13 protein-coding genes and 2 pseudogenes are annotated in these 18,002 nt (G+C 48.6%); 7 read left to right on the plus strand and 8 right to left on the minus strand.

The window, feature by feature from the left end:
- Positions 1-119 (minus strand): annotated as a pseudogene (locus BZJ19_RS17305) (IS5/IS1182 family transposase); the annotation flags it as partial.
- A gap of 138 nt (positions 120-257) precedes the next feature.
- Positions 258-992: a substrate-binding periplasmic protein gene (locus BZJ19_RS15290; protein WP_077676257.1), complete on the minus strand. Its 735-nt coding sequence runs from the start codon at positions 990-992 to the stop codon at positions 258-260.
- Between the two features lie 577 nt (positions 993-1,569).
- Here BZJ19_RS15290 and BZJ19_RS17475 point away from each other — a divergent pair.
- The 4 genes and pseudogenes from BZJ19_RS17475 to BZJ19_RS15305 all read left to right on the plus strand — a co-directional run.
- Positions 1,570-1,728: pseudogene (locus tag BZJ19_RS17475) on the plus strand (IS5/IS1182 family transposase); the annotation flags it as partial.
- Between the two features lie 239 nt (positions 1,729-1,967).
- Positions 1,968-2,999: an ABC-three component system protein gene (locus tag BZJ19_RS15295; protein WP_201249203.1), complete on the plus strand. Its 1,032-nt coding sequence runs from the start codon at positions 1,968-1,970 to the stop codon at positions 2,997-2,999.
- Complete coding sequence (locus BZJ19_RS17415) at positions 2,992-3,477, plus strand: ABC-three component system middle component 2 (RefSeq protein ID WP_338096978.1); 486 nt, start codon at positions 2,992-2,994, stop codon at positions 3,475-3,477. Before BZJ19_RS15295 ends, BZJ19_RS17415 begins: the two co-directional genes overlap by 8 nt.
- A gap of 32 nt (positions 3,478-3,509) precedes the next feature.
- Entirely contained in the window at positions 3,510-5,294 is a 1,785-nt protein-coding gene (locus tag BZJ19_RS15305) for a P-loop NTPase family protein (RefSeq protein ID WP_157891209.1), read from the plus strand.
- A gap of 66 nt (positions 5,295-5,360) precedes the next feature.
- On the opposite strand, the gene gcvP is transcribed toward BZJ19_RS15305, so the two are convergent.
- From gcvP to BZJ19_RS15325, 4 genes are all read right to left on the minus strand, one after another.
- Positions 5,361-8,225, minus strand: a complete 2,865-nt coding sequence (gcvP, locus tag BZJ19_RS15310; protein ID WP_077676261.1) for an aminomethyl-transferring glycine dehydrogenase — start codon at positions 8,223-8,225, stop codon at positions 5,361-5,363.
- A gap of 15 nt (positions 8,226-8,240) precedes the next feature.
- Positions 8,241-8,618, minus strand: a complete 378-nt coding sequence (gene gcvH / locus BZJ19_RS15315; RefSeq protein ID WP_077454958.1) for a glycine cleavage system protein GcvH — start codon at positions 8,616-8,618, stop codon at positions 8,241-8,243.
- 97 nt (positions 8,619-8,715) lie between these two features.
- Positions 8,716-10,014 carry a serine hydroxymethyltransferase gene (locus BZJ19_RS15320; RefSeq protein ID WP_077676262.1) on the minus strand — a complete coding sequence of 433 codons (1,299 nt, stop codon included), beginning with the start codon at positions 10,012-10,014 and terminating at the stop codon, positions 8,716-8,718.
- Positions 10,015-10,042: 28 nt separating this feature from the next.
- Complete coding sequence (locus tag BZJ19_RS15325; protein ID WP_077676263.1) at positions 10,043-11,443, minus strand: L-serine ammonia-lyase; 1,401 nt, start codon at positions 11,441-11,443, stop codon at positions 10,043-10,045.
- Between the two features lie 654 nt (positions 11,444-12,097).
- Between BZJ19_RS15325 and BZJ19_RS15330 the strand changes: the two genes are divergently transcribed.
- Together BZJ19_RS15330 and gcvT are read left to right on the plus strand one after the other, a co-directional pair.
- Entirely contained in the window at positions 12,098-12,700 is a 603-nt protein-coding gene (locus BZJ19_RS15330) for a helix-turn-helix domain-containing protein (RefSeq protein ID WP_069587532.1), read from the plus strand.
- An 80-nt stretch (positions 12,701-12,780) separates the two neighbouring features.
- The gene (gene gcvT / locus BZJ19_RS15335) at positions 12,781-13,896 is read left to right on the plus strand and encodes a glycine cleavage system aminomethyltransferase GcvT (protein ID WP_077676264.1); all 1,116 of its coding nucleotides are present in this window, start codon (positions 12,781-12,783) and stop codon (positions 13,894-13,896) included.
- 71 nt (positions 13,897-13,967) lie between these two features.
- Here gcvT and BZJ19_RS15340 read toward each other — a convergent pair whose 3' ends face one another.
- Positions 13,968-14,315 (minus strand): carboxymuconolactone decarboxylase family protein, encoded by a 348-nt coding sequence (locus BZJ19_RS15340; protein ID WP_077676265.1) that lies wholly within the window; start codon positions 14,313-14,315, stop codon positions 13,968-13,970.
- A gap of 242 nt (positions 14,316-14,557) precedes the next feature.
- Here BZJ19_RS15340 and BZJ19_RS15345 point away from each other — a divergent pair, with 242 nt between their 5' ends.
- Positions 14,558-16,516 (plus strand): methyl-accepting chemotaxis protein, encoded by a 1,959-nt coding sequence (locus BZJ19_RS15345; RefSeq protein ID WP_077676266.1) that lies wholly within the window; start codon positions 14,558-14,560, stop codon positions 16,514-16,516.
- Between the two features lie 83 nt (positions 16,517-16,599).
- Here BZJ19_RS15345 and BZJ19_RS15350 read toward each other — a convergent pair whose 3' ends face one another.
- The gene (locus tag BZJ19_RS15350; RefSeq protein WP_077676285.1) at positions 16,600-17,985 is read right to left on the minus strand and encodes a multicopper oxidase family protein; all 1,386 of its coding nucleotides are present in this window, start codon (positions 17,983-17,985) and stop codon (positions 16,600-16,602) included.
- Positions 17,986-18,002 lie beyond the last annotated feature (17 nt).

Below are 18,002 nucleotides of genomic sequence, written 5' to 3' on the forward strand. Positions count from 1 at the left end.
TCTTTGCAGTACCAAGTCTGGATAGCGGCGTCATCAACCCAAAAGGTAATCGAACCACGGTTAACCAATGCCTGATTGTATTGCTTCCAATTGCTGATTTTGTACTTGGCTTTGCTCATCATTGGTGACCTGTTTTGAGGCGTTGATGATCTGATCGCCGCTAGAGTGATAAGTTCAATGATTTGGGAAACAACGCCGGAACAATCTGTCAAGCGTTTGTCAGCCGCCTCTAAAACCTTGTGCAGGAATGTCAGCGATTAATCATTAAAAAAGTCATCAATGATCGCTTGATACTCTCCGGTAGCTTTCATGTCTGCTAACGCGTGATCAAATTGGTCGCGTAGAGCTGATAGCCCTTGCACTTTAGAAAAGGCAATGTAACTGGGAGTGTCTTCGATAGGATGGGGATTGATCTCGACAATACCCTTCATATTGAGCTGGTTAATCAGCGCGCGTGCTCCAAAATGGTTGCTGAGCCACAAGCGTGCTCGGCCACTTTCCAACATCCGAAGGCACTGTGGCGCGCGAGTTAGGCGAAAAACCTGATCGAATTGATTTTGCGCCAAGGCAGCATCCATCCGGCTGCCGTAGCTGACTTGATTGATCACGCAGACGGAGTAAGCGCTAAAATTGAACGATTGAATCGCATCTTCAGAGACACTGACATCGGGGCGATGAACAAAACGGATCCCTTGCTGGAATAAAATCTGCTCAGAGTAATCGAGAAAGGCTTCGCGCTCCGGTGTTTTGAAAATGGTGAATATACCGTCCGCTAGGCCGGTTCGAACTTGATAGAGTGCTCTCGCCCATGGCAGCACCTCTATCTCGACATCATAGCCTAGCTTGGCGAAGGTTCGATTGACCACCCGCACTGCTACACCATCCACTGAACCATCCGAGGTTTGAATATAGGGAGGGTATTCTAACGTAACTAAGCGTACGGTTGACGTAGCAGCATGGACCATTCCGGCCATTCCCAACAGCAGTACCATCAACAGCACGTGTACAACAGGGCGTCGACATAAACTTAGCAAGGCTTAATCACTCTCAGTAAACTGGTGCATTGCCTTAAGTTTAGCCAGCAAGCGGTAAGGCGGGGGAAAATTTCGCTGGGGGAGTGTTGCGAAGCGCGGCAATGATCGAGGCTGTCACTACAGGCTGTTGAATCATAATAGTGGATATATGGAGCAATAAAAAGGCGAACAATCTGTAGCGCTTTAAAAAACAACCAAATTGGAAGATCTGCCGCTTAATGGTAAATGAAGCCAGCAGATTTAGTCAACTAAGTTGAAAACTCACTCTTCAATAAAAACTATCTTTTTAGGACATTTACTCAGTTCGTAAAATCCGAATGGCTTCGTTGACTCAATCGGCTTGAACTTTTCTTGCAGTCAATTATCTTATACAGTTTACTGATAGGCCACCCTCATGGTAAAGCGATTATCCAACTTAGCACTTCTTGTCGTTCAAGGTGTTATGAAGTCAGTGTTTTCTCTGATGAAAGGTTGCAGACCAGCGTATTCAAGGCAGCAATGAACATGGGAAAAGAACAGTGGTTCCTATAGTTGTTCAATATCGGAAACAGCGATGTCGAGGTATAAGCTGCTGCTTGGCTCTACGTTAAGTCTGCGTGATTTCAACTCTTAGGTCGGGGAAGCGCTCGCCGCCGTTCGTGCGTTGAAAAAATTTATAGGGCTCGGCATGACCGTAACCCATAAGGTTAGCTAGAACATCGCTTAAACTGGGTAGATCTGTTGATATTATTATTTGATCAGCAAAGCCGAAATAATATGACAAAGAGCACAGTATTTGTAGTGCCATTGTTACTAGTTGCATTTGAGTTTGGTAGACTATTACGTAAATAATGATACCTATTGTAAGCAAAGCGGCATGATGTCGCACTGGTTAAAATATAAATGTCGCAATATAATTTAGCTCAGATCTTAGCTGGTTCTCCAGTGCCACCAATGCAACGAATTAAAATTTTCTCTCCAGATGAATGGGAAGAATTCGTTGAGGAGTGGTTAACGGTTAAGAAGAAAGAATTTCTTGATACGGATAGATTAGGTGGTGCCGGTGATAAAGGACGTGATGTTGTTGGTTATGTTACGTGTCCAAAACGGTATCCTGATTGTTATGTTTGGGATAATTTTCAGTGCAAGCATTATGATCATCCGTTAATGCCTAGTGATGTCTGGGCGGAGTTCGGTAAACTTTGTTATTACACTTTCATCGGTGATTTTCCTGTTCCAAGGTACTATTTCTTTGTCGCTCCTCAAGGCTTGGGAACTTCATTGTCGGATTTACTTCGTAAGCCTAACGTTCTAAGAAAAGAACTCAAGGAGAATTGGGACAAGTATTGTAGACATAAAATAACTAAAACAGTAAGCGAGGGGATTTCACTCGAAGGGAAGTTACTAAAATACATCGATGAGTTTGACTTTTCTATTTTTTACAAAATGAAGCCACTGACCCTTGTAGAAGAGCATGCTAAGTCTCGCTATCATGCGACAAGGTTTGGTGGCGGTTTACCAAATCGTCCTGATGTTGGTGATGTCCCCCAAGATATTTCATCAAGTGAGCTGGGATACATTTCCAAGTTACTAGATGCTTATAGGGAAGCTGATGATGCTGAGTACGTAAAGATTAGTGATTTGCCTAAAGGGAAAGCAACAAATAAGCACTTTAAACGCGCTCGTAAAAATTTCTATAAAGCTGAACAGCTTAAGCAGTTTTCTAGAGATACACTTCCCCCAGGTATATTTGAAAAGTTCCAAGGGGAAATTTCATCTGGAGTCATCGATATAGTATACGAAGAGCATGAGAATGGCTTCGTGAGAGTGAAAACTGTAGAAAAGGAAGCTCGTCGACTAGCTATAACATCAAACCCACTTACATTATGCAGTGATGGTGATGATAGGGCTGGTATATGTCACCACCTAGCTAATGATAGTAGCAGAGATAATGAATTTATTTGGGTAGATTCTGATGATGACTAAAACTAATCTCGCGTTTAATAATCATGTTGAGTATGGCTTACGTGCACTGGCAATACTGAAGCACCTATATCCCACATACGGTGATCTCGATAAGCTAGCTTGCCTCGATTACATGGTTGTCCACTCTGGGGACTTTTCTAACACATTCGATAGTTTGCATGCACCTATACCTCATAGAAGTAGTGAGCTTTACATTAGGCGATCATTAATGAGAGATGGCTTAAAGCTACTATGCCAGTACGGCTTGGCGTCAGTTATAAGCGATGAATCTGGCTTGCAGTATGTACTTACGGACGAAGGTGAACCGTTCTTGGATATGCTCGGCTCAGAGTATGTAGAACATGTTCATAAGAGAGCTAAGTGGGCAGTCAGTGAGTTTGGGTTACTTGATAACGAGAGTTTGAGAAGAAGTATCCAACAGTCGTTTAATGGTACGGATGCAGAGATCGCATTCAGAACACACATTTTGAGAGGTTAGTTTTGGCGCATTTGTATATTAGTGAGCTTCGATTGAGCACTCCAGATGTAGATTATGCAGATGCCTCAATAAAGTTTGATAGGGGCGTTAATATAATTACAGGGCCTTCTAATACAGGTAAAACTTTTATTTTCGAGTGTTTGGAATATATGTTGGGCAGAGGTTCACTGGAAAGGCGAATTACGGAGTCTAAAATATATTCAGAGATTTACCTTGAACTTTGTGATACTAACGGTGATACATTTACGCTGAAGTCAGGATTTGGCGGAGAAAACTTTGAGGTTTTTGAAGAATCTATAGATGAAATCGATAGTACCAGCTCCTCTAGAGAGCTGAAGCGGAAGCATACCGCAAAAGCTAAAAATACTTTATCGTACTACTTGCTGGAACGCTGCGGCCTGACTGGTATATGGATTCGAAGCAACAAACAGGGCAAGAAAAATGAACTTAACCTGACCTCAATGAGGCAACTGCATTTAGTCGACGAGTTACGAATACCTACAAAGTTATCTCCTTTTCTGTCGGGACAATACACTGACGAGACTAAGGAAATTAACGTAATAAAGTGGCTTGTTAGTGGTGAGGACGACTCACACATTACTGAAAAGCTTCCAGTTAAAGTTATCAACAATAAAACGGGAAAGCTCGAGTTGTTGGAAGAGTTAATCTCTTCATTGATGGAACGTATTCCTACTGGGGCAACCAGAAATGAACTTGAGGAACAGGAAAGTAAGCTCGAATTAGCAATAGAGGAAGCTCAGTCTAAACATCTTGCAATCATATCTCAATGTGAGGTGCTTGAAAGTGAACGTGATTCGTTGAGGCGTCAATTGTTAGATCATGAGGAACAGAGAAAAGAGCTAAAGAAATTGTCTCAAAACTCGGAGATAGTAGAAAAGCAATACTTTTCAGACATAATGAGGCTACAGTCAACAATAGAGATGGGTTCTGCTGTTAAAGGAATAGAAAATAGGAGTTGTCCAGTATGTGACAGTGTGTTGAATGACCTTAATCATACTGTTATTGAAGTGTGTAATAGTTCAAAAATAGAGATAGAAAAAACCGTCCGCCTAATAAATGAATTAAAGAGTGCTAAGTCTCAGTTCGACGGTGACATTGAAGAGATTGACTTGCTAGATGCCAGCCTTGTAGAAGAGCTGGAAATGAAAAAAATCGAGTTAGATGGTTATATTTCTAATTCACTAGAAGAGCTATCCGCGAAAATGAGAGAGCTCGAAGATAAACATAAAGAAGTGCAACACTACATTTATCTCATAGAGTATATTGAGGATCTGCAACTACAGAAAGATGATATAGAACAGGTTATAGAAGACTCTTCGACCTCAAGGCAGTTTGAGGTTCCAACTGTAGCTATGATGGAAAGCTTAGCTAATCGGATAGGAGAATATCTTGATGTATGGGGTTATCCAAATGTTGAATCAAGTCGTGTTTTTTACAGTGAGGATAGCAAGGACTTTGTAATTGCTGGGGAAAGTCGGAACTTAGCAGGTAAAGGTTATCGTTCAATAACGTATGCTGCTTGTGCGATTTCATTGTTGGAATTATATAAAGGCCTAGGCTTTACGATCATTGACTCGCCATTGGTTACGTACAAAAAGCCAGATGTTCCTGAAGGCGAAGAAATTTCGGAAGATATGGCATCTAGTTTTTATGACTCATTGAAGGGCCTTGATAAATCGCAACAATTAATAATTATCGAGAATGAAGATGTTCCCGAAGATGTTAGTGAAGTGGTGAATCATATACATTTCACTAAAAGCAAGAGAAAAGGGAGATACGGTTTTATACCTCATTGAATCTTATATAAAAAGGCGAGCCGAGTGGCTCGCCATTAACATCATTGTTTCCGTGAGTGGAGTGGACTATTCATCCATATAGCTTTCAATGCTAGGACAAGAGCAAATCAGGTTGCGGTCACCGTAGACGTTATCGACACGGTTGACCGATGGCCAATATTTGCTTACTTTGCTATGAGCAGATGGGAAGCAAGCCAGCTCACGTGAATAGGCGTGGGACCACTCGTCAGCCATTAGATCTGTTTGGGTATGTGGCGCATTGACCAATGGGTTGTCTTCCAGCGTCCACTCACCGTCTTGCACCTTGGCAATTTCCTCACGGATGGCAATCATGGCATCACAGAAGCGATCCAATTCCTCTTGGCTTTCACTTTCGGTCGGCTCGACCATCAGGGTGCCCGCGACCGGGAACGACATGGTCGGCGCGTGGAAGCCATAATCCATCAAGCGTTTGGCGATGTCTTCTTCGCTGATGCCGGATGCCTCTTTTAGAGGGCGAATGTCGATAATACATTCGTGCGCAATGCGTCCGTTTTTGCCGCGATAAAGCACGGGGTAGTAGGGACGCAAACGCTCCATCACATAGTTGGCACTGAGAATCGCTAACTCGGTCGCGCGCGTTAGGCCTTGTTCACCCATCATGGCAATGTACGCCCATGAAATAGGCAAAATCGAGGCGCTACCCATTGGTGCGGCCGACACGGCAAATTCATCACCTTGCTCCACATGACCGGGAAGGAAAGGCGCAAGGTGCGATTTTACCCCAATTGGCCCCATGCCCGGGCCGCCACCACCGTGGGGAATACAGAAGGTTTTGTGCAGGTTGAGGTGCGAAACGTCTGAGCCAATATAGCCCGGTGTGGTCAGCCCCACTTGCGCATTCATGTTGGCGCCATCCAAGTAAACTTGGCCTCCAGCCTTGTGTACTAGCTCACACACTTGCTGCACGGTTTCTTCGTATACACCATGTGTCGATGGGTAGGTGATCATAATGCACGAGAGCGCATCGCGGTGTTTGTCGATTTTAGCTTTCAGATCGTCAATGTCGATGTTGCCGTCGTCATCGCAGCCAACTACCACCACTTTCATCGAGACCATCGCCGCGGAAGCAGGGTTGGTACCGTGGGCAGAGCTTGGGATCAAGCACACGTTGCGGTGACTGTCGCCACGGCTTTCATGGTAGCGTTGAATCGCGATTAAGCCCGCATACTCCCCTTGCGCGCCTGAATTCGGCTGCATGGAGATCTCGTCATAGCCGGTGATTTCACACAACATGTCACGCAGTGATTTACCCAGTGTTTGATAACCTTTGGCTTGCTCCAATGGCACAAACGGATGCAGGGCACCAAATTCTGGCCAGGTGACGGGGATCATCTCGGCCGCGGCATTCAGCTTCATGGTACAGCTGCCCAATGGGATCATACCGTGGGTAAGGGAGAAGTCTTTGTTTTCCAACGCCTTCATATACCGCATCAGCTTGGTTTCACTGTGATAGCGGTTAAAGACGGGGTGCGTTAGGTATGCACTGGTGCGGCGGCATGCGGCAGGGATCGCGGCAAATTCATCGGCTTCAATGTCGCTCGCCACGCTTTCTGCATTGCCTTGACCGGTGAGCGCGGTAAGCAATTGATTGACTTCTGCCAGCGTGCTCGCTTCATCGAAACTCACGCCCAGTTGGCCATCCAATTTACGCAGGTTAAAACCGGCATCCTGTGCTTTTTGATATAAGGCATCGGTTTGCTCGCCTGTGTTGAGCGTGACGGTATCAAAGAAGCTGTCGTGGGCAAGGTTCAACCCCGCCGCTCGTAACGATTTGGCAAACAACGCGGTGAGATGATGCACACGGCGGGCAATTTTCTTCAAGCCTTCTGGACCGTGATATACCGCATAAAAAGCAGCCATGTTCGCGAGCAACGCTTGAGCGGTACAAATATTGGAGGTCGCTTTTTCACGGCGAATATGTTGCTCGCGCGTTTGCATCGCCATGCGCAGGGCTTGGTTGCCTTTGCTATCGACCGATACGCCAATCACGCGGCCCGGCATGGTGCGCTTGAGCTTGTCGCGTGTCGCCATGAAGGCGGCGTGTGGGCCACCGTAACCCATAGGTACACCAAAGCGTTGTGCCGACCCAATCACCACATCTGCGCCCATTTCACCCGGCGCTTTAAGTAAGGTGAGTGAAAGTAGATCGGTGGCGACTGCGACTAGCGTCTTCTTGCTTTGTGCGTCTGCAATCAGCGTGCTGAGATCGCGTACTTCACCGGTGGTGCCAGGATACTGGAGCAGGGCGCCAAATACGTCGTACTGATTCAGCTGGTCCGCGTGATCAACAATGATGTCATAGCCGAGGAAGTTAGCGCGCGTTTTAATCACGTCCAGCGTTTGTGGGTGCACATCACTGGCAACAAAAAACGCGTTGCCTTTGTGCTTGCCGCCACGCTTACACAGAGTCATGGCTTCGGCGGCTGCGGTGGCTTCGTCGAGCAGCGACGCGTTGGCCAAATCCATCCCTGTTAAGTCCATCRCCATTTGCTGGAAGTTCAGCAATGATTCTAATCGGCCTTGCGAGATCTCGGGCTGATAGGGGGTATAAGCCGTGTACCAGCCCGGGTTTTCCAGCACATTGCGTAAAATAGGCGGTGGAGTATGCGTGTGGTAGTAGCCTTGGCCAATCAGGCTGCGCTTAATGGTGTTTTGCGCGGCAATGTTGCTAAGTTCGGCCAGCATCTGGGTTTCGCTTTTGGGCGCACTCAGGTTTAGCGGTTTTGGCAAGCGAATGTCAGCAGGGACAGTTTCTTCAATTAAGTGCTCAAGGCTGGTGGCATTAATCGCCGCCAGCATCGCATTTTGCTGATTGGTATCGGGACCATTGTGGCGCGCGATAAAATCATTATCGGCCACTAGGCTATCGAGTAAACGAGTTTGCGTCATGGTATTCGTCCTGAATTAGTCTTCAATCGTTGCCGCGTACGCGTCTGCATCCATCAAGTGATCCAAATTGGTATCGTCAGCCAGCTTAATTTTGGCAATCCATCCACCTTCAAAGGGTGCTTCGTTGACCAGCTCTGGACTATCTTCCAGATCTTCATTGATAGCGACCACTTCACCATCCACGGGGGCATAGATATCAGACGCGGCTTTCACTGATTCCACCAAAGAGAAGCTCTCACCTTGTTCAGTACTGTCGCCAACCTCGGGTAGATCGACAAACACGACATCACCAAGCAGCTCTTGGGCATGGTCAGTGATCCCCATAGTGACAGTGCCATCGCCGTTGTCTTTAACCCACTCATGGCTTTTCGAAAACTTCAGTGTCGCGTCCATTTGTTACTCTCCTGCTTTAAATACGAGCTGCTCAAACAATGAGCGATTTACAATGTAAAATGAGGTGGCGTTGGTGATGCCACCTCTTAAATTCAATTTATTGGCGATACAGGGGGAAACGTGCGCAAAGTTGCTGTACGTCTTTACGCACGCGTGCCTCGATGTCGGCGTTGCCTTCTGGCATTTCGACGAGGGCATCCAACACATCGCCTATCCATTCGCCGATTTGACGAAATTCATCGGTGCCGAAACCGCGGCTAGTACCTGCTGGCGTGCCGAGGCGAATGCCGGAGGTGATCATGGGCTTTTCGGTATCAAAGGGGATACCGTTTTTATTACAGGTGATCCCAGCACGTTCAAGTGCTTCCTCAGTTTGATTGCCTTTTAAGCCTTTGGGGCGTAAATCAACCAGCATCAAGTGGGTATCGGTGCCGCCGGTGACGATGTCGCAGCCACGAGCTTGGAGCACTTCCGCGAGCGCTTTGGCGTTAGCAATCACTTGATCAATATACAGTTTAAACTCAGGCTCTAATGCCTCACCCAATGCAACGGCTTTGGCCGCAATCACGTGCATCAGCGGACCGCCTTGCAGACCGGGGAACACGGCCGAGTTAATCTTTTTATTGATGTCTTCGTGATTGGTGAGGATCATGCCACCGCGTGGGCCACGCAGGGTTTTATGCGTAGTGGTAGTGACCACATGCGCATGCGGCAATGGCGAGGGATGGGCGCCGGTGGCAACCAAGCCAGCGATATGCGCCATATCAACCATCAGATAGGCACCCACTTCATCGGCAATCGCGCGGAAACGGGCAAAATCAATCTGACGTGGGATCGCACTACCCCCGGCGATAATCATCTTGGGTTGATGCTCTCGAGCCAGCACCGCGACTTCATCGTAATCAATTTCTAGACTGTCTTTGCTCACACCGTACTGCACAGCGTTAAACCATTTACCGGATAGCGCAGGGCGCGCGCCGTGAGTGAGGTGGCCGCCAGCATCGAGCGACATACCTAAAATGGTGTCACCGGGTTGCAGTAGCGCTAGCATCACGGCGCCGTTGGCTTGTGCGCCCGAATGCGGCTGTACGTTGACATACTCACAGCTAAACAGCTGTTTAGCGCGGGCTTGAGCGATGGCTTCGACGTCATCAACGTGCTCGCAGCCGCCATAGTAGCGGCGGCCCGGATAGCCTTCGGCGTATTTATTGGTTAAGCAGGTGCCTTGCGCTTGCATCACGGCTTGCGAAACGATGTTTTCTGACGCAATCAATTCGATTTGTTGCTGCTGGCGTTTATGTTCCGCGTTAATCGCGGCCATCACGGCACCGTCTGATTCAGACAAGTTGGTTGAGAAGAATTGCTCAAGTTCTGTGTTTGGGTAGCTGGGTTTCATTGCTTCATCCTTGTTGACTGGCCGTGGGTTAGCAGGCCACCACATTAATTGGGATCACATTGGTAGCAAGGCCGCCTTGCGAGGTTTCCTTGTACTTGCTCATCATATCGAGCCCTGTTTCGTGCATGGTTTTTATCACGCTATCGAGTGACACATGGTGTTCACCATCACCGCCCAATGCGAGTCGGGTTGCGTTAATCGCCTTCACGGCGCCCATAGTGTTGCGTTCGATGCAGGGCACCTGCACCAAGCCATTGATGGGATCGCAAGTGAGCCCTAGGTTATGCTCCATGCCGATCTCTGCTGCGTTTTCAATCTGCGCATTGGTGGCCCCCATCGCTGCGGCGAGGCCGCCCGCCGCCATGGAACAGGCTACTCCGATTTCTCCTTGGCAACCCACTTCGGCCGCCGAAATCGACGCGTTGGTTTTATACAACGAACCAATGGCGGCAGAGGTCGCCAAAAAGGTACGAATACCTTCTGGATTGTTGGGAGAGACAAATTTGTCGTAATACGCCAACACCGCTGGGATCACGCCTGCTGCGCCATTGGTCGGCGCGGTAACCACTCGGCCACCGGCTGCGTTTTCTTCGTTGACTGCCATGGCAAACAGGTTGACCCAATCATTGCTGTCTGTCGGCAATCCATGAGCTTGTTTGTCATGAATGGCGTCGTACATCCCTTTGGCGCGTCGCTTAATGTTTAAACCGCCGGGTAAGACGCCGCCTTGTTGAATACCGCGGTCGATGCACTCTCGCATCACTTGCCAAATATGATCGAGCCCTTGATTGACGGTATCCCGCGTCGCACTGGGATCGGCATACTGAGCTTGGGCAATTTCATTGGTAAACATCAGTTCACTGATCGTCATACCCGTTTTTTCACATTGCTCAAGCAATTCCGCAGCACTATCGAATGGATAGGGGGGCGTAAAGTCGGAGGCCAGCGCATCCGTTTCACCTTCTTCCACCACAAATCCACCGCCGACCGAAAAATAGGTTTTGCGTGCTAAGCATTTGTCTTTTTTGTCATAAACACTGACGGTCATGCCATTGGGATGGGCGGGTAACACCTGATCGTAGTGAAACACCAAATCCGCATCCCAACTAAACGGGACATAGTGACTGCCGGCAAAGGGTAGTTCGCCGCCGTTTTTAACCATGTTGGTCATGGTCTCTATGTCGTCTGATTCGATGGTGGCAGGCATTTCGCCCATTAGCCCCATCACACACGCGACGTCCGTAGCATGGCCTTTTCCGGTTAACGCCAGGGAACCGTATAAATCGACGCTCACGCGATGAATCACATCGAGCGAGAGTGTTTGGATCACGAATTGTGAAAAGCGTGCGCAGGCCAGCATTGGCCCGACGGTGTGCGAGCTGGAGGGTCCGACACCGACTTTAAACAGGTCAAACATGCTGTGACTCATGGCATGTCTCCTACACAGGTAAGGTATGTATTGTTATTCGTAGATGTCTTTGTAGACACCTTGCATTGCTCACTCATCAGCAGTGCTACCTACAGTTTATATCCTTGCTGCAAAACGCCGCCTGAAACTGGCAGCTGAAAGCGGCGAGGGTGACAACCACGGACACGCTCTGGTGRTGATTTAAACATTTTGTTAACGTACCTAAGCCATAACTTTTCCGCAAAATAAATTTCCAATAGGAAACCTATGTTGTGATCGCGATGACAGAACGACCTCCTGCAGTGCGATCGATTTCGCAACGCAAACGTTTGCCTTTTTATCCTAAGCTGAGGTAAATTGCAAACAGCGTCAGGAATCTCATCATCATTTTTTGTACAGTAATGCCCTGACAGCTTGTCATTTATGGACTTTTCTTCTCAAGCGTATTGTCGGCGATCCCATTGGTTCGCGAATTTGAGAGGAACGAGGCGATTGCACCTTGTCCAATAGGACTATATTTCCAATAGGAAACTTTTTTGTTAAAAGTGTTAACTATGCCGATGCCGTTCGAGGGTGGGATGTGTCAGAATGCGGCGTTAATAGAGTTAACAATGTCAGCGCGGAGGCAGCCCAACGGTGTCAACAAACCATGTAACACAGGATGTGTATCCCTCAATGCAGGTAGAAAAAGCGCAAATGGATGATGAACAACGTGCGCCAATTGCGCCGTTGCGGTTGGGCCCAAGATTAAAGACGATTCGGGTTGGCTTAGGGCTGACGCTCGAAGAAGCAAGTCAACGCACGGGATTAGCGCGTTCGACCTTATCAAAGATAGAGAATGAGCAAATCTCCCCGACCTTCCAAGCGATGCAAAAACTTGCTCACGGCCTAGACATTGACGTGCCTCAGTTGTTTGCGCCACCCAAAAAACGGCAAGCAACAGGGCGCCGTGATATCACACGAGCCGGTCAGGGTAAGGCGCATCCAACCGGTACCTACGAACACGAGCTACTGGCAACGCAACTGAGCAACAAGAAAATGATGCCATTTAAATCGCGTGTCCGTGCTCGCGCTTTTGAAGATTACAGTGACTGGATCCGTCACGACGGTGAAGAGTTCTTGCTGGTGTTGGAAGGCAGCATTCGCTTTTACTCCGAGTTTTATGAAGCGATCACCCTCAATGAGGGAGACAGTGTTTATTACGATGCCACGATGGGACACATGTTGGCATCGGTCAGTGAGGATGACGCACTCATCTTGTGGGTGACCGCATCTTAACGCAATGTCACGAAAACCGGCGACGCATCGTCGAGTAGCATTACTTTTTATCGCCATTTAGGCAGAACATGGAGTGAACAATGGCAGAGTTACTAACGACCCCACTACACGCATTACACATTGAGATGGGCGCAAAGATGGTTCCCTTTGCTGGCTATGATATGCCCGTTCAATATGCGCTCGGTGTTCGCAAAGAGCATCTCCATTGCCGCGAACACGCAGGTCTGTTTGATGTATCGCATATGGGGCAGGTTCGTCTCGAAGGAAAGGATGCAGCCAAAGCGCTAGAAACCTTAGTGCCTGTTGATGTCATTGATTTACCGGCAGGCAAGCAACGTTATGGTGTGTTCACCAACGCACAAGGTGGGATTCTGGATGACCTGATGATTGCCAACCTTGGTGATCATCTCTTTCTGGTCGTTAACGCTGCCTGCAAAGCACAGGACATTCAGCACCTGCGCGACAACTTGCAAGGAGATGTGACCGTTGAGGTGCTTGATGATCGTGCGCTGTTGGCACTGCAAGGGCCAAAGGCTGCGCAAGTGCTGGCGACATTCAACCCGAAGGTTAATGACATGGTGTTCATGGACATTCAACCTGTTGAGATTAATGGCATTCACTGCGTGGTGAGTCGTTCCGGTTACACTGGCGAAGATGGGTTTGAGATTTCGGTGCCAGCGGAGCACGCAGAATCCCTCGCCAAAGCGCTGCTTGCCAATGACGACGTGGAATGGATTGGCCTAGGTGCACGTGATTCACTGCGTTTGGAATGTGGTTTGTGCCTGTATGGTCATGATTTGGATACCACCACTACGCCAATCGAAGCGAGCCTTATTTGGGCAATCAGTAAAGTGCGTCGTGCGGAGGGTGAGCGCGCCGGTGGCTTCCCCGGTGAGGCGAAAATTCTCGATCAAATCGCGACTAAAGCCGTCAGCCGTAAGCGAATTGGCCTCTTGGGCCAAAGCAAAGCGCCTGTGCGTGAAGGCAGTAAGTTGTTCGATGCTAACGATAACGAAATTGGTATCGTGACCAGTGGTACCTTTGGTCCCACTAAAGGCATGCCAGTTGCAATGGCGTATGTGTCACCGGAATTTACCGCGGTGGGCACGGAGGTGTTTGCCGAAGTCCGTGGTAAAAAACTGCCAATGACCGTCGAGAAAATGCCTTTTGTGCCGCAGCGTTATTATCGCGGCTAATGAGGACAAACAGGTAATAAAAAGCGCAGCGTCAGTCAGCTGCGCTTTTTTATGGGCAGTGAGCAAGACGGTTACGCGTTGCTAAGCTGCTCAACCGCCTCTAGGGCTTGCGCGCCATAAATCAACGACGGGCCGCCGCCCATTAAAATGGCAACGTTGATCGCCTCTACACATTCTTGCTTGGTCGCACCGTGCTTTAATGCGGCGGCAACATGTGCGCCGATACAGCCATCGCAACGCGCGGCAATACCAATCCCCAATGCAATCAACTCTTTGGTTTTTACATCAAGGTCGCCTTCTGCCATTGCGGCACGATGAAGCTGACCAAATGCCGCCAGAGTCTCATTGCTGTTTGCTTTAAATTGTTTATTTAATGCCAATTGTTGCTCATTGATTTCTTGATAGTTTTTCTTGATCATAGTCCCACCTTTTATTTTAGCTTTGACTAATATATTTGCTTTGTGTGCAGGATGCAATCCGTGTCCATGATTTATAATTAATTGCCTAGAAATCTTTCTCTTTCTGTTAGTTTCGGTTTGCCAGAGCCGTTAAATCCGTTTTTTTATGGCTGCCTGAAAATGCCTGTTCTAGTCTCAATAAGTCACTACTGATAGTTGACATATTAATGCTGAATGGTAGGTAGTCACTGACGGGGGTCAGTATGAGTATTAAAAAACGCATTTTAGCCATTGTGTTGACAGGGGTGGTACTGCCGACGTTGATTATTGCCATTGTTGCTTTGTATCAGTTTCGAACGAGTACCTTAATCAGCTACGAACAAAGCTCATACAAAGAAATGCAGCACATTGGTAATGCGTTTAAGTTCTATCTACAAGGCCTGTCTGCCAACGCGAAAATGTTAGCCAATAGCCAAGCCCTGCAAGAGCTTGATGGCAGTGTCGCCAAATACATGGGCCCGTCAAAGCAAATGACATCGCTTCAGAATAGTCCGGCCGAAGCCCGTGCGTTCAAATTATTGGATGCAATGGGTAACTCGCGTGATGATTTTGCCTATGTCTTTTTGGGCTTGAGCGATGGCGGCTACATTCAGTGGCCGCAGGGGGAGTCTGGCAACTACGATCCTCGACAGCGCCCTTGGTTTCAGACGGGGGTAGGAAGTGGTAACAACCCTGTTCGAGTCCCTTCCTACCAAGATATTACAACAGGAGCGCCTTTACTGGATTATGTTATCGAATTTCCCGCGCAAGATGGGTTAACCGGGGTAGTGGGTGTTGATGTTACCTTGGAGGCATTAACCAATATGCTTGGTGAGGTCACGCTCGGTCAGTCAGGTTACATTGTGCTGGTGGAAGATACCGGCACCATCTTAGCCGATCCCAATAACCCAGATAACAACTTTGAATCCGTAGACAGCGTGAATAGCGTCTATAGCGGTCAATCGCTAAGCCGTGCCCTCAAGGCGCTGTCATTTGACGGTGAGTCTTATTTTGTTAACCAGTATCAAGCGCCCGATAGCGGCTGGCGTTTAATTGGTATTGTGCCGCAGCAAGAAGTGTTGGGGCAGGTGAATCAACTGCAAACCGTGATTATCTCGATTGGTGTGCTTTTAGTGGTGATTTTCGGGGTATTGGGCTTCTTTATGGTCAACCGCATCTCTGCCTCGATCGTAGCGGTGAGTGATGGGCTCAGTGATGCGGCAAGCGGTGAAGGTGACTTAACTAAACGTTTGCCGGTAACCAGCAAAGATGAGCTGGGCACGACCGCCACTGCCTTTAACCAGTTTGTGGATGTGATCCAAGAGCTGATCATTGGCATTAAAGATCGCTCGCTGAAACTTACATCGCATGCTGATCATACCACCCAGTTTGCTGAGCAGCTGGATGGCGCAAGTCACCAGCAGCGCTCAGGGCTCGAGCAGATTGCGACCGCGTTCCATCAAATGGTCGCGACGGCTAATGAGGTATCGCAAAACTGTAATCAGACGGCCGATTCGGCACAGCAATGCCAATCAGAAGTTGATCGCGGCATGGCCTTGATGAATAACACGCGCGCAGCAGTGCAAGAAATGGCGACCACGCTTAATGAAGCGGATAGCGCCATGGCTGAACTTACTAAAGAAAACGACAATATCACCGCCATGCTGGATACCATTCGTGGCATTGCCGAGCAAACCAACCTATTGGCGCTGAATGCGGCGATAGAGTCTGCACGTGCGGGGGAGCATGGCCGAGGCTTTGCCGTGGTGGCGGATGAGGTTCGGGTGCTGTCGCAAAAGACCACCAAATCGACCGAAGAAATTGACGAGTTGTTACAAGCCCTGACTCAACGGACTAGCCAGCTGTCAGAAAAGCTACAGGGCAGTGTGGAACACTCGCAGACGACCACCGAGGCAACTGAAGAGGCCCTGAGTGTATTTAGTACCATTCAAGAATTGGTGGGACAGATCCATGATATGGCCGCGCAAATCGCCACCGCAACAGAAGAGCAGCACTCGGTGTCGGAAGACATTAATCAGAATGTGACCAATGTATTGGATGGTGCGAATAGTGCTGCTGAAACCGCGGAACAAACTAACGCAACGGCGGCCGAGTTACGTATGGTGGCGACTGAACTCTCAGAGTTGGTAAACCGATTCAAAACCGACAAACCCAGCACATAACGGCGCTATCTTTAAACAGGAGCGCCAAAGAGGAACGGCGAGCAGGTAGGCTCGCCGTTTTATTGTGCATGTAATGTTTATCGCTACACCACTTCAACAAATCCCATTAGACCGGTTTTCATGTGCTCAATGACATGACAATGGTACATCCACCGGCCAGGGTTATCGGCCACAAAGGCTGCCTTGGCGTGGCCATTTTTACCCAATAGCACGGTATCGGTATGGAAAGGTGTCACGGGTTTACCGTCCATTTCCAGCACGGTAAAAGTATGACCATGTAAATGGATTGGATGGTGGTACTGAGTGACATTCTTTAAATCGAAAATATAGGTTTTGCCCCGTTCGAGCGTTGCGATCGGATCGGGAATGTTGCCTTTGCTCATTCCCTCCCATGCGCGTTTATTCATCAGCCAAAACTCGTGCTTCCCTTTGCCTTGCTTGTCGGCAGGTGTGATTGCCCCTGCCCATTCAAACACAAAGTGACGAGTTTCTGCATTCGCCAAGTCAGGAGTGGCTACTGGATTAAGTGGCAGGGCGGGTAAAGGTTTTTCGACCAAGGTGGATGGCGTTGTGGCAAAGCTGGCCAGCAGGAAAGGAAAACGGCCTTTCATGTACATGATCTCAACATTGGTTCCGGCTTTTGGAGCGATCAAACCAATATCGAGTCGCATACCGGGCGCGATCTTATGCTCCTCGAGTCGTCGAGGGGTTGCGATCGGATTGCCGTCAATGGCAATAATCCACGCGTCTGCACCACGGACTTGAATGGGATAAGTCAGGGTATTATCGACGTTGGCTAATCGTAGGCGAGTGGTGGCATTTTCTTGTAGTTCATATTTAGGTTGATGAACACCGTTCACCGTGCCCCATTCACCCGGCGTTCCCATTCGGGCGCTATAACGAGGAATAGCGAGATCTTTCCATTGTCCTTGGCGGTCGAGGTGCCAATGTTTGAGCATGAGTACATGCTCTTCGTCAAATGTGACTGGAGACGCTTCTTCTACCACAATGGTACCCACCAAGCCTTTCCCCAATTGCACCACAGAGTTCATATGAGGGTGATACCAAAAGGTACCCGCATCAGGCGGTGTAAAGCGGTAGGTAAAGGTTTCGCCCGGCTGAATAGGGGGTTGCGATAAAAAGGGCACACCGTCCATTTCAATCGGAATGCGGAGTCCATGCCAATGAATGGTGGTGGGTTCATTGAGGTTATTGGTAAAGTGAATCGTCACGGGCTCGCCCTGACGGCAGCGAATCGTGGGCGCAGGGATCTTGCCGTTAAACGCCAATACATCCGTTTGGTGGCCGGGCACTAAAGACGCAGTGCTCGGCTCAGCGCTTAAGTGATATTCCCACATGCCATTATCTCGCGATGCGGATACCAGCGAGCAAGCAGGAAGGGCGGACAACGCAGCGAAAGCGGCGGAAGATTGGAGAAAGCGACGTCGAGTAAGGCCATGCGCTGGCATGCCTTGGTCACGGCAAG

The organism is Salinivibrio proteolyticus, assembly GCF_001996165.1.
GTDB classification, from domain to species: Bacteria; Pseudomonadota; Gammaproteobacteria; order Enterobacterales; family Vibrionaceae; genus Salinivibrio; species Salinivibrio proteolyticus.